A 12,653-nucleotide genomic window follows, 5' to 3' on the forward strand; every position below is an offset into this window, starting at 1 on the left:
AGCGTATGGAACTCGGGGTGTATGCAGTCGTCGGCATCGCCGTGATCGTGGCCGTCGCGGCCTTCTCCCGCAAGCTCGGGGTCGCCGCGCCCATCATCCTCGTGATCGTCGGCGTCGGCCTCTCCTACCTCCCCGGTGTCCCGGAGATCGAGGTCGAGCCGGAACTCGTGCTCGACGTCGTGCTCCCGCCCATCCTCTACGCAGCGGCGATCAGCGTGCCCATCATGGACTTCCGCCGCAACCTCGCGACGATCACGAGCCTGTCCGTGGTCCTCGTCATCGTCACGGCGTTCGGTGCCGGGTTCCTCCTCTTCAGCCTGCTGCCCGACCTCAACCTCGCTGCCGCCATCGCCCTCGGTGCGATCATCAGCCCGCCCGACGCCGTCGCCGCGACCTCCATCGGGCGCCGACTCGGGCTCCCACCGCGACTCCTGACGGTCCTCGAGGGGGAGGGCCTCGTGAACGACGCGACCGCGCTCGTGCTGCTGCGTTCGGCCAGTGCGGCGGCTGCGGGCGGCCTGCTCACGCCGTGGGCGACCGTCGGCGACTTCCTCTACGCGGTCGTGCTCGCGATCATCATCGGGTTCATCGCCGGGTATGCGACGGTCTGGCTGCGGTCGAAGCTCAACGACTCGGTCCTCGACACGGCGATCTCCATCGCCGTCCCGTTCGTGGCGTTCATGCCGACGGAGGCGCTCGGCGGCTCGGGCGTGCTCGCGGTGGTCGTCGCCGGCCTCTACACGGGGCATGCGAGTTCAGCCGCGTTCTCGGCGCAGGCGCGGATCAGCGACCGCATCAACTGGCGGACCATCCAGTTCCTCCTCGAGAACGCGGTCTTCCTGCTCATCGGACTCGAGATCCGCACGCTCATCGGTGCCGTCGACGCCGAGATCCTGTCGGTCGAGGACTCCATCGGGATCGGCCTGGTCGCGACGGCCGCGCTCATCGCACTGCGGTTCCTCTGGGTCGGCCCGCTCGTCCTCGGACTCCGCGCCCGGGAACGCTGGGCGGAACGCCAGACGCTGCAACGGTGGCTGTCGATGGGCTACTCGGAACGGTTCCCGAGACAGAACCGTCGATGGCATCGCCGACGCCGCCGCGAACGGGCCTACGAGCGGCAGCGCGCCGACCTCGAGCAGCTGCGACAGGAACAGATCGACTGGCGCGGCGGGGTCATCCTCAGCTGGTCGGGGATGCGGGGTGTGGTGACCCTCGCCGCCGCGCAGTCGCTCCCGGAGAACACGCCGTACCGCGAACAGCTCGTCCTCATCGCGTTCACGGTCGCCGTGGTCACGCTCGTCGTCCAAGGCGGCACGCTGCCCTGGCTCATCCGACTGCTGCGCGTGCAGGGGATCGACGAGTCGGAGGACCGCCGCCAGCTCGCGACCCTGCTCGACGAGATCAGCTACGCGGGGATCACCGTGCTGGAGGATCCGGCCACGTCCGTCGGCATCGAGGAGGAGATCGACCCCGACCTGCTCGAACGGGTCCGACAGTCCACCTTCCTCCGGGCCGAGGCCGCCTGGGAGCGCTCGCGGGAGTCGGTCTCACCGAGCGAGACGCACGCCGAGACCCCGCACCGGCTCTACCGGCAGCTGCGGCTCGCCGTCGTGCAGGCCGAACGCGAGCGGCTGCTCGACGCCCGGGCGCGCGGTGCGTACCCGTCGCGGATCCTCGCGGAGGCGCAGACCATGCTCGACATCGAGGAGACCCGGCTGCGCCCGCCGCGGGCCGACCACTAGCCGGCGGTCGGTGCCGGTCCACAACTCAGGCGCCGCCCGGCGGGTCGGCACACCGAACCAGACGTCGGGGCGGACACGCCGGTTGCGTCCTGAGTTGTGAACCGAGTGGTTCAGCTGTGCGGGCCGGGGTTGGTGACGTCCGCGACGCGCTCCGCCTCGCGCTCGGCGGCGGCGTCGCGCTCGGCCTCCGAACCGGGGTTCGTGATGTCGGCCTCGCCGCTCGCCGCAGGGTCGTCGGCACGGACGTCCGGGCCGGGGTTCGTCGTCGATGCCACGCGCTCGGCTGCCGCGTCGTCGACGGCCTCGTCGTGCGGACCCGGGTTGTTGATGTCGGCGTTCTGGTCACTCATGGGGTGCTCCTTCCGAGATCCGCCTGGGACGGACTCTGTCTCGCGCATCGTCGCGCTGATCCGCTCTCACGGTAGGTCCGTGGGCGGGTGGGTGCAAGGGGTGGTGCCGCCCGCTCAGGCGCGGGTGGCGAAAGCGTCCACGCTGGTGAGGTCAGCGGAGAGCGCCCAGAGTCGGGCGGCCTCGTCCGGGTCGGTCGCGTGGTCGGCGACGCCCGAGGCCGGGGACACGGCGGCGTCGGCCGGGCCGGCGATGTCGCAGTCCTCGCAGAACACGCCGCCGAGGCCCTCGAGGGACGGTGAGGTCGCCGCCCAAACCTCGGTCGCGGCACCCTGCTCGGGTGACTTGAATCCGGAGACGAGGAGCTTGCCGTCGGCGTCGACCCAGCCGAGCGCCATCATCTCCTCGCGCGGCAGGTGACGCTGCAGCGGCGTGAGGATGCCACCCGGGTGGACCGAGAACGCGCGGACGCCCTCCTCGGCGCCGAGCGCGTCGAGCTGGAGCGCGAAGAGCGCGTTGGCGGTCTTCGCCTGCCCGTACGCCTCCCACTTGTCGTAACCGTGCTCGAACTGGACGTCGTCCCAGCGGATGCCCGAGCGCTTGTGGCCACTCGAGGACAGCGCGACGACCCGCGAGGAGCCGCCCTTCACGATGGCGGGCCAGAGGCGGTTGACGAGCGCGAAGTGCCCGAGGTGGTTCGTCGCGAACTGGAGCTCCCAGCCGGGGCCGACGCGCGTCTCGGGAGCGGCCATGACGCCGGCGTTGGTGATGACCAGGTCGATGCTACGACCACTCGCCAGGAAGCGCTCCGCGAAGGCCTCGACACTGGCGAGGTCGGCGAGGTCGAGTTCGTCGACCTCCACACCGTCGATGCCGGCGAGTTCCTCGCGGGCGGTGTCCGGGCGTCGGGCCGGGACGATCACCTGGGCGCCGGCGTCCACCAGGGCGCGGACGGCCTCGCGACCGATGCCGGAGTAGCCACCGGTGACGATGGCGAGCTTGCCCGAGAGGTCGATGCCCTCGAGCACCTCCGTAGCGGTGCTCGAGTGGCCGAAGCCGGAGTCGATGGGATGCTGCGGGGTGCGCGTGGGAGTGGTCATGCCCTCACGGTACGACGCAGGCGACGACGGGGGAACCGGGTGGACCTGGGAACATGTGCAGGTATCGGCACCGCTCAGCGGGTGGACAGCACGCGCACGGAGGGGAGCGGGTGACCGTGCAGCAGCGCGCGGAGCTCCTGCAGGCGGCGACGCGCGCCCCACATCGTGACCTTCTTCAGCGATTCCGACACGATGCCGCCGCTCATCTTCGACTCACCGGACACGCGCTCGGTGAAGACGATGGGTGTCTCCACGACCCGCAGGCCGCGCTGCAACGCCCGCCAGAGGAGCTCGACCTGGAAGCAGTATCCCTGGGACGCCACGTCGGCGAGGTCGATCCGGCGCAGCGCCTCGCTCCGGAACGCGCGGAACCCGCCCGTCGCGTCGGCGACACCGATGCCGAGGGCCAGACGCGTGTAGAGGTTGCCGCCGCGGCTCAGCGCGAGCCGGTGGGCGGGCCAGTTCTCGACGACGCCACCGGGGACCCAGCGCGAGCCGAGGGCGAGGTCGTGCTCGTCGAGCAGCGCGATCAGTCTCGGGAGGTCCTCGGGGTGGTGGGAGCCGTCCGCGTCCATCTCGACGATGACCTCGTACCCGCGGGCGAGCGCCCAGGCGAACCCGGCGAGGTACGCGCCGCCCAACCCGTCCTTCACGGCTCGGTGGAACACGTGCACCTGCTGGTGCTGCGCGGCGAGCTGCTCGGCGAGGAAGCCGGTGCCGTCCGGCGACGAGTCGTCGACGACGAGGATGTCGACCCCCGGAACGGCCAGCGTCCGGTTGACGATCGGCTGCAGGTTGTCGAGTTCGTTGTAGGTGGGGATGACGACGAGGGAGCGGTTCACGTCGGTTCCTTTCGGGTCGGTTGGAGTGGTTCGGAGCGGAGCGGCCCCTCGACAGGCTCAGGGACCGGAGGGAGGGGATCGGGGACCGGAGGAGGGCTTACGGGGTCTTGCCCACGAGCGAGGCGAAGACGACGTAGTTGTTGGCGTAGGTGTCCGCCGCGTCGTCGAAGGGGCCGTTGCAGGTGATGAGCCGCAGTTGCGCATCAGGCGTCGGTCCGTAGACCTCCTCGGTCGGGAAGGTCTTCTTCTCGACGTCGATCGCTCGGTCCACCGCGTAGGTGACGGTCGAGCCGTCGGACATCGTCACCGTCACCTGGTCGCCCGCGACGAGCTGTTTGAGGTGGACGAAGACCGCCTCGCGGAGGGTCGTGTCGAGATGCCCGGCGATCACCGCCGGCCCCACCTGGCCGGGCAGGACGCCGGCGCGGTACCACCCGGCGTCCTCCCACTCGACGGGTGGCAGGAGCACACCGGACGCATCGCGTTCGAGCGGTTCGACCGCCGCGTCGACGCCGATCGACGGGATCTGCACGCGGCTGACGCTCAGGGCGCTGACGTCGGCGGTCGGCGCCTGGGTCGCCGGGTCCTGTTTGGCCCCGGCGGCCCCGCGGTCGGTCGCCTCCGAGGAGGTGAGCGGCCCGTCGGCGGCGTTCGGTGACGACGGCGTCTGCCCGGAGTGCGTGGTGCCGCACGCCGAGAGGGCGAGTGCCGTGATGAGCGCTCCGGCGACGGCGAGCGCACTGATCCTCGCGCGTGGTGCCCTGGTCATGAGGTGGCTCCGTTCGTGAGTGGCGGGCAGCCGTCGAGGTCGTCGGTCGTGAGCATCATGGGGGCGAGGGCGGCCCAGGCGGCACCGAAGTAGCTCGGCACCTCCTGCGCGAGCACGTCTGCCGCCCGCAGGTCGTCCGCCGCCTCCGGCAGGTTGCCCACCGCGGCGCGCGCGGCTGCCCGGGCCTCGAGGGCGAGCGGGTGCTGGTCGGAGGTCAGCGGCGAACCACCGAGGTCGGTCTCCGCGCGCAGCTCCTTCGAGCGTGCCAGGGTCGAGACGAGTCGAGCGGCCGTCGCCTGGTCGGCAGGGATGCAGGACTCGGCGTAGCGGATGGGGAGTCTGGCCGCGTCGTAGCCGTAGCGGACGCTCTGACCCGTCCCGGCGGCACCGGGCATCGCGTCGACCGTGCCGTCGGCGTGCACCTGTGCCCAGTCCGGTGGGAGCGGGCTCTCGTCGAGCAGGGCGGACGTGACCGCGGCGGAACCGGCCTGCAGTTCGGCCCATCGGGGATCGCCCGTCGCCGCGCCCAGCACCGAGAAGGCGACGGGGGAGGCGTACGACGGGTTGTACGCGTAGGGTTCGGTCGCCGCGGCCCAGGTGCCGGGCAGCAGGATGCGACCCGCGGCGGTCTCGACGGTCATGCGGTCCGCGATCACCCCGGCGAGCTTGACGCCCGCGTCGGTGAACCGTGGCTCGTCGAAGCGCTTCCCGGCGATGACGAGGGCACGGGCGGCATCGAGGTCCCCGTCGCTGGCGGGTTCCGCGTCGACGACCTCGCCGTCACTCCACCGCCAGGCGAGCAGTCCGTCCGGTCGCTGCAGGTTCGCCTCGGTCCAGTCCCAGATCCCGGTGAACGCCTGCTCGTCGCCGACGCCCGCAGCGATGAGCAGCCCGTAGGCCTGACCCTCGCTCACGGTGTCGTCGCCCTGGTCGCGGCGCACGACCCGGCCGTCGTCCACCCAGTCCGCGAGGAACGCCTCGGCGGCCTGGGTGGCCGAGCGGTCCTCCGCGGTCGGCTGCGGACCGCTGCCCGCCTCGACGGCGCCGGGCGACGCCGCCGGTGGCCCTGGGAGGTTCGCCGGGAACCCGGTGGCCAGCGAGGCGATCACGGCGGCGGCGGCGACCGCGGCGACCGCCGTCACCGCGACGCCGATCGTCTTCTTGGCGCTCATACTCAGCTCGCCGCCGTCCCGATCTCCTGCACGAGCCGCACGAGCTTCGCGTCGAGGTCGTCGAACACGCTCTGCAGCGCCGACGAGTCCTTCGCGAGCCCGCCGCCACCGGTCTCGACCGGCCCTTCGGGCGCGTTCCCGGCGGCGGAGCTGTCGAGGACGGGCATGAGGGTGACGCCGCCGGCTGCGTTGTCGAGCACGAAGAGCGTGCTCACGGTGCCGGGTGCGAGGTTCACGGAGGCTTCGGCCGCCTGCTTGCCGCCGGTCAGTTTGAGATCCCACGGGCCGGCGGGGACGCTGGCGTAGTCGGTCGCCGTGCCGGTGGTGGCGCCCTTCGCGATGGGCATGCCGGTCGAGGTGCTGACGTCGACGCTCTTGACGTCGGTCGACGCCTGGATGAGCCGGATGCGCGCCGCACCCTCGGTCGGACCGGTGAGGTCGTCCTCGAACACCTTCGTCTGGAGGTCCTTGTTGGGACCGTAGGCGGCGACGGTCGCCGCCTCACCGGCCGTGATGGTCACGTTGGTGCTGATGACCGGCTTCGTGCTGTCCGGTGACCCGGCGGGCACCATCGACACCACGTAGGTGCCTGCGGCGAGATCGGTGTACGGCGAGACCTGTCCGTAGGCGACGTCGTCGAGTTCGAAGACGGCGGCACCCCCGGAGAGCGCCGACAGCTTCACGTCGACGGACTTCGTGTCGGCGGAGAGGTGGCCGACGCGGATCCAGCCGCCGCCGGACGCGTCGGTGGTGGCGGCGTTCGCCGCGGTGGTGCCGAAGCCGATGAGTGCTGCCGTCGCGACGGCGGCAAGGCCGCTGAGGGCGATTCGCCTCGTGGTGGTGGTTCGCATGGTGGAACTCCTGTTGTTCGGGTGGTTCGGGGGTTCGGTCGGTTCGGATGTCCGGCGGGAGCCGGGGCTCGGGTGGGTGGTCAGCGGACGACGTCGGGTTCGACGACGGAGTAGGTGACGCGGACGCCCGCGGCCGTCTGCTCGACCTGGTCGGCCGCGTACTCGCCCTGGATCGACCGGATCGAATCGGCCAGGCGGCTGTCGCCCGCCTCGTCACCGGTGCGGAGCACCATGGTCCGGCGAACGTCTCCGGTCTCGCCGTCCAGCACCGGGGTGCTCTCGAGCCGGACCGGCGTCGTGGCGAGCACCTGTCCGAGGGCGAGCAGGGCGCGGGAGTCGAGCTGACCGTCGCTGAGCGTCTGCGCCGCCTCGGCCGAGACACTCAGCGCGGGGTTCTGCAGGAGCTGCGCACCGAGCGCCGCCCGAGCCGCCGTGCGTCCGGCCGCCCGCTCCGCTGCGGCGTCGAGGCCGTCGGCGTCGATGCGACGGACCTCGACGGCCTGCGTTCCGGAGCCGAAGGTCGCGACGAGTTCGGAGTTGTCGATCGCACCCTTCACCTCGGGGAACGTCGTCGGGAACGTCCGCATCGAGTCGGTGGTGACGATGTAGTCGGCGTCGCGCCAGCCGTTCGGCGACTTGGCCTGTACGGCCGAGTCGGTGTCCATCTTGTAGTACCAGATGACGTTGTCGCGGTCGAAGCCGCTCTCGACGAGGTCGACCCACATCGCGTCGTCGACGATCACCCGGGACTCCTGGGGCACGTTCGTCTGCACCCACTGCTGGGCCTGCCGGACGGGCTTGTCGAGGTCAGCGAGGAGGAATCCGCGGAGCTGGGTCGCGGTGTTCGGGACGGCGACGACGGCTGCCGCGAGCACGCCGGCGATCCAGACCGCGCCCGCAGCGCGTCCTCCGATGCGGCGATGGCGCGATGCACCGGCCTCGACCGCGGAGCGCCGACGGAGTCGACGGACGGCCACCCCGGTCACCCCCATGATGAGGATCGTCATGAACGGCAGCAGCATGATGACGTACGGCACGGGCAGGTATCCGCCCGGACGCAGCATGAAGAGGCCGAGGAAGACGGTCATCGCGGCGATGACGCGCAGCCGCGAGATGACCAGTCCGGCGATCGCAGCGGCCGCTCCAGCGATGAGGAGTGCCGCATCCAACTGCCACCACATGCCGAGCGTCTTGGCCGACAGGCTTTCGGGGTCGAACAGCGAGCCGCTCGCGACGCGCGATCCCAGCTGGAAGAAGACGCCGCCGAGGAGGCTCACCCGGTCGGGGCCCGGGAAGAGTTCGCCCTTGATGGCGGCGAAGAGCACGTAGGTGAAGCCGATGACGACGACGATGGTCGCGGCGACCGGCAGCGTGTACCGCCGGGTCGCCGTGCGGGCCGCGCGCCACATGGTCCAGGCGAGGAAGGGCAGGGCGAGCAGGAAGGTCTCCTTGCTCAGCACGGCGATACCGAACGCGGCAGCGGACCCGGCGAAGCCGACGAGCTGGTGCTTGCGGCTGGTGGCGAGGACGAAGGCGCCGAGGAGCCACGGCACCGCGACGTTGTCGAGGTAGACGGTGCGGTGGAACTGCACGGCGAGCGGTGAGATCGCGAACACCAGCGCGGCGACGGCGGCCATCGCCCGGCTGAGGTGCAGGCGGCGGGCGAGGACCCACACGAGGACGACGGCGATGAGCGTCGCGACCAGCATGGCTTCACGCGCCGCGATCACGGCGATGTCGTAGCGGTCGAACGCGCCGGTCAGCCCGGTGTATGCCGCGATCTGCAGCCAGCCGAGCGGCGGGTGGTCGTACCAGTAGGTGTAGTGCGCGAGCTCACCGAGCTTCAGCACGCTCCACGCCTGGGCGGTGTAGGTGCCCTCGTCGTCGATGCGCTGCGGGGATCCGCCCAGGTTCATCGCCTGCACGACGGCGGCGATGGCGAGCACGGGGAGGAGGAAGGCCAGGGTGCGACCGTGGCGCGAGAGCCAGCGGCGCACGATGCCTGGGCCTCGCTGGGGCGGAGGCCCGGAGGCGAGCCAACCGAGGCGGTCGCTCTCCAGGTGAAGTTGCGGTCGGCCCGGGGCGGCCGGGCGTTCGAGGATGCCGGTCATCGGGTTGCTCCGTTCTGGAGGGCGAGCTCGGGTGCGCGGTCGGGCAGGTCGACGGCGACAGGTGCGGCTTCGGTCGCCTCTGTGACCTCGTCGCTGCGGTGGGCGCCGGTGTGCTCGGTCTTCTCCCAGGAGTGGTCGCCCTTCCACTCGCGGAAGACGGAGCGGACGGCTGCTGCGCCGAGGAAGATCTGGTACGGGAACGTGCCGAGGATCAGCCGGGCGTAGTCGCGGAGGCGGACCTTCTGACCGTAGAGGCGACCGAACTCGCCGAGCCCGGAGGCCTCCACCGCGAGGGTGACGATCGTCGGCGCGAGCGGGATGAACGTCAGCAGCGCGATCGGGGCGGGCACCTTCGCGAACAGCACGAGGAGGACTGAGACGGGGATGAGGAGTCCGGTCGCCGCCTGGAGGAACGGCATCGACAGCAGGTACCGGGCGAACATCCGCTGACGGAAGGTCGGCAGCTTCCGCCACTCGCCCTTCTTCAGCACCTGCAGGAAGCCCTGGTTCCAGCGCGTGCGCTGCTTGTACAGGGACTTCAGGGTGCCGGGCGTCTCCTCACGGGTGACGACCTCCGGGCTGTAGGCGACGACGACCGTCGCGCCGGCGCTCGAGAGCCGGACGCCGAGCTCGCAGTCCTCGGCGAGGCAGCCGTCGTCCCAGCCCTCCGACCAGTCGAGCCAGGTCTTCTTCACGAACACGGTGTTGCCGCCGAGCGGGATGAAGCGCGAGTTCGCGTGGAAGTGCAGCCGGGACCGGAACCAGAAGTAGTACTCGAGCACGTTCCGCAGCGACCACCAGCTGGACTGGAAGTTCATGAGCTGCACGCCGCCCTGCACGACGTCGGCACCGCTCTCGGTGAAGCGGGAGTCGACGAGGGTGAGCAGGCGCGGATGCACCTCGTCCTCGGCGTCGAACACGCCCACGACGTCGCCGCGGGCGATCTGCAGGGCGCGGTTGAGGGCCTTCGGCTTGTTCTTCGGCACGCTGTCGTCGACGACGACCTTGATCAGCTCGGGGTGCCGAGCGGCGGCCTCGCGGACGACGCGCTCGGTCCCCGGGTCGTCATGGCCGACGATCGCGATGATCTCGAAATCGGGGTGGTCCTGTTCGGCGAGGCGGTCGAGCGTCTGGCCCATGACCTCCTCCTCGTGCCGGCCGGGGACGAGCAGGGTGAAGGAGTGCTTCGCGGGCAGCGGGACCGCTGCGAAGCCCGTGTTCTTCAGGTGGCCGGTCGAGCGCCAGGCGTGGAGCATCCAGTAGAGCGTCGTGACCGCGATGATCGTCAGCGCTGCGGCGAACAGCAGCAGGGTTCCATAGCCGAGCCATTCGCCGACGCTCCAGGAACCGGGATCGGCGACCGCCGTCGGGTCCACGAGGGTGCCGCGGTTCGGCAGTGGTTCCGCTGGTGCCGTGGGCTGCGGGGTGAGCAGGGGAGCGGGTTCGTCCGCGCTGGCGAACGGGCGGACGGACGCATGGGTGAGCGCTCCGATGAGCGGTGCGAGGACGGGTGCCATCAGGACAGGCCTCCAGAGGTCGGCAGGGCATGGGTCGGTGCGGATCGGCGAGCGGGCGTGGCTCGGGCGGCCGGGGCGGGTGTCTCCGCGGCCGTCGGGTGCTCGGGCGTCGTCGGTGTCGCGGCGTGGTGCCTGCGGCTGCTCGCCGACTGGGCGGGCCGGAAGACGACGTACCGGTAGGCGAGGAACCGGAACACCATCCCGAGGACGAGCCCGACACCGTTCCCGGCGATGTTGTCGGCGAGGGCGGTCGTGTAGCCGAGGACGTAGTGCGAGACGAACAGGCATCCCGCAGCGATCCCGAGGCCGAGGACGTTCATGAGGGCGAACAACGCACCCTCCTTCCACACCCCGCGGCGGTGCTCGGTCCGGAACGTCAACGCCCGGTTGCCGAGCCACGCGACGATCGTGGCGACGGCGACGGAGATCACCTTCGCGCCGATCGGCTTGTCGTCGAGCACGGTGAACCGGAGGAGGTTGTACACGCCGACGTCCACGACGAACGCGGTGCCGCCGACGAGGCCGAAGGTGGCCAGCTGGGAGACGAGCTTGGGGAGACGCAACGGCTGGCGTGCACGGCGGGGACGCGCCATGGGAGCGACGGATCGTTCGGGGAGGGACGACTTGCTCGGGTGCACGACGGAAGATTCGGGCTTCACGGTCATGCACGCCGTTCGGGCTCGTCGCGAACCGTGGTTTGGTCGTGGACGCCGACGCCCAGAGCTTTGCCAGGTCCACGAAACAGGACCGAAATTCCTTGATTTTCCAGGGAAGTCGACGTACTCGCGAGGCCTCGGGGGGCAACACCCTGGTCCCCTGAACTGGGCTGTCGCCAGCCCGTCAACCGGCACGACGGCGATCACCCGGTCGCCTACGATGGGGACAACGCCCGTCGTGCTCGGGCGTCGTGTGGCCCGGATCCGCGGGTGCGCGAGGACGACCGGCACAGAGGGAGACATCTGGTGGGAAAGCTGATCTACGGGAGCTCGTCGCGGGAGCTCGAACTCGACGACCGGATGCTCGCGCACGTCAAGTCGATCGCCGTGATGAAACTGCGTCGCAACGAGTCGTTCACGATCTCCTGGCCCCGTTCGCTCGAGACCGGTGGTGGACGCGTGACGATCTGGGTGCACCCGTCGATCTCCCTGCAGTTCGAGTTCGACCAGGAGCAGCGTCCGGAACTCAACCGCAGCTGGCTCGAGTCGATGATGCAGGAGGCCAACAAGACGGGTGACCTGGCCATCGGTCGCGAGGTCCCCGAGGCGATGCCGACGAGACCGGCGCCCGTGAACGAGCCTCGGCCCCGGAAGTCCTCCGCGTGAGCGACCGGGTGATCGTCCTCACCGGGGCGAGTGACGGGATCGGCGCTGCAGCAGCGAAGGCCCTGACGGAAGCCGGGGAACAGGTCGTCGTGGTCGGCCGGTCGCCTGAGAAGACCGCCGCCGTCGCCGAACGGGTCGGGGCGGCGTCGTTCATCTGCGACTTCGCGGAGCTGGCGCAGGTCCGCCTCCTCGCCGAGCAGCTCCTCGAGCGCTACCCGCGCATCGACGTCCTCGCCAACAACGCCGGCGGCATCTTCGGCGCCGACCGTCGGGTCACGACGGACGGCCACGAGCAGACGTTCCAGATCAACTACCTGGCTCCGGCCCTCCTGACCCACCTGTTGCTCGACCGCCTCATCGAGTCGGACGCGACCGTCATCAACACCTCGAGCGTCGCCAACCGCCTCTTCGGGAAGCTGGACCTCGACGACCTCGACGCCGAGCGGTCCTACTCACCGACGCGCGCGTACGGCAACGCGAAGCTCGCGCAGATCCTCTTCACCAAGGAGCTCGACCGCCGCTACGGCTCGCGAGGGCTGTCCGCGGCCGCGTTCCACCCCGGCGTCATCTCCACGAACTTCTCCAGCTCACCGGACGGCGCGATGCGACTCCTGTACGCGACGCCGCTCGGCCGCCACCTCCTGAACACCCCCGAGGAGGGCGCCGACACCCTGTTCTGGTTGGCCGAGAGCCAGCCGGGCATCGACTGGGCGTCGGGCGGCTACTTCGTGAAGCGGAAGCCTGCGCGGGCCAACAAGCTCGCTGCCGATGTCGACCTCGCGCGACGCCTGTGGGAGCGGACCGAGGAGCTGCTCGCCGAGCACCACTGACCTGACTCCTCGGCAGCCGGCTGCCCCGCGGCTCGGCGTCCCGCCGACC

The 12,653-nt window shown here is 70.8% G+C and carries 12 protein-coding genes; 3 read left to right on the forward strand and 9 right to left on the reverse strand.

The genetic code is table 11. The features are described from left to right. Positions 1-5 precede the first annotated feature (5 nt). Complete coding sequence (locus ITJ57_RS05715) at positions 6-1,742, forward strand: sodium:proton antiporter (protein WP_194669242.1); 1,737 nt, start codon at positions 6-8, stop codon at positions 1,740-1,742. A gap of 110 nt (positions 1,743-1,852) precedes the next feature. On the opposite strand, the gene ITJ57_RS05720 is transcribed toward ITJ57_RS05715, so the two are convergent. The 9 genes from ITJ57_RS05720 to ITJ57_RS05760 form a co-directional block, all read right to left on the reverse strand. Next, positions 1,853-2,092: a hypothetical protein gene (locus ITJ57_RS05720; protein WP_194669243.1), complete on the reverse strand. Its 240-nt coding sequence runs from the start codon at positions 2,090-2,092 to the stop codon at positions 1,853-1,855. 114 nt (positions 2,093-2,206) lie between these two features. After that, positions 2,207-3,190, reverse strand: a complete 984-nt coding sequence (locus tag ITJ57_RS05725; RefSeq protein ID WP_194669244.1) for an SDR family NAD(P)-dependent oxidoreductase — start codon at positions 3,188-3,190, stop codon at positions 2,207-2,209. Between the two features lie 74 nt (positions 3,191-3,264). Further along, positions 3,265-4,032, reverse strand: coding sequence for a polyprenol monophosphomannose synthase (locus ITJ57_RS05730; protein ID WP_194669245.1), 768 nt, complete (start codon positions 4,030-4,032; stop codon positions 3,265-3,267). Between the two features lie 97 nt (positions 4,033-4,129). Beyond that, positions 4,130-4,801, reverse strand: coding sequence for a class F sortase (locus ITJ57_RS05735; RefSeq protein WP_194669246.1), 672 nt, complete (start codon positions 4,799-4,801; stop codon positions 4,130-4,132). Next, the gene (locus ITJ57_RS05740; protein ID WP_194669247.1) at positions 4,798-5,973 is read right to left on the reverse strand and encodes a glycosyl hydrolase family 8; all 1,176 of its coding nucleotides are present in this window, start codon (positions 5,971-5,973) and stop codon (positions 4,798-4,800) included. The genes ITJ57_RS05735 and ITJ57_RS05740 overlap by 4 nt, the downstream gene beginning before the upstream one ends. Positions 5,974-5,975: 2 nt before the next feature. Next, positions 5,976-6,824, reverse strand: coding sequence for a DUF4397 domain-containing protein (locus ITJ57_RS05745; RefSeq protein ID WP_056008349.1), 849 nt, complete (start codon positions 6,822-6,824; stop codon positions 5,976-5,978). Positions 6,825-6,904: 80 nt separating this feature from the next. Continuing rightward, positions 6,905-8,935 carry a glycosyltransferase family 39 protein gene (locus ITJ57_RS05750; protein WP_194669248.1) on the reverse strand — a complete coding sequence of 677 codons (2,031 nt, stop codon included), beginning with the start codon at positions 8,933-8,935 and terminating at the stop codon, positions 6,905-6,907. Then, positions 8,932-10,452: a glycosyltransferase family 2 protein gene (locus ITJ57_RS05755; protein WP_194669249.1), complete on the reverse strand. Its 1,521-nt coding sequence runs from the start codon at positions 10,450-10,452 to the stop codon at positions 8,932-8,934. Before ITJ57_RS05755 ends, ITJ57_RS05750 begins: the two co-directional genes overlap by 4 nt. Beyond that, a complete protein-coding gene (locus ITJ57_RS05760) occupies positions 10,452-11,045 on the reverse strand; it encodes a GtrA family protein (protein ID WP_194669250.1) in 594 nt (197 codons plus the stop codon). Before ITJ57_RS05760 ends, ITJ57_RS05755 begins: the two co-directional genes overlap by 1 nt. A 369-nt stretch (positions 11,046-11,414) precedes the next feature. Between ITJ57_RS05760 and ITJ57_RS05765 the strand changes: the two genes are divergently transcribed. Further along, positions 11,415-11,774: a hypothetical protein gene (locus ITJ57_RS05765; RefSeq protein ID WP_056778890.1), complete on the forward strand. Its 360-nt coding sequence runs from the start codon at positions 11,415-11,417 to the stop codon at positions 11,772-11,774. Beyond that, entirely contained in the window at positions 11,771-12,604 is an 834-nt protein-coding gene (locus ITJ57_RS05770) for an SDR family NAD(P)-dependent oxidoreductase (RefSeq protein ID WP_194669251.1), read from the forward strand. Before ITJ57_RS05765 ends, ITJ57_RS05770 begins: the two co-directional genes overlap by 4 nt. The last annotated feature ends 49 nt before the right edge of the window (positions 12,605-12,653 follow it).

Source organism: Plantibacter sp. VKM Ac-2880 (genome assembly GCF_015351235.1).
Taxonomy (GTDB): domain Bacteria; phylum Actinomycetota; class Actinomycetes; order Actinomycetales; family Microbacteriaceae; genus Plantibacter.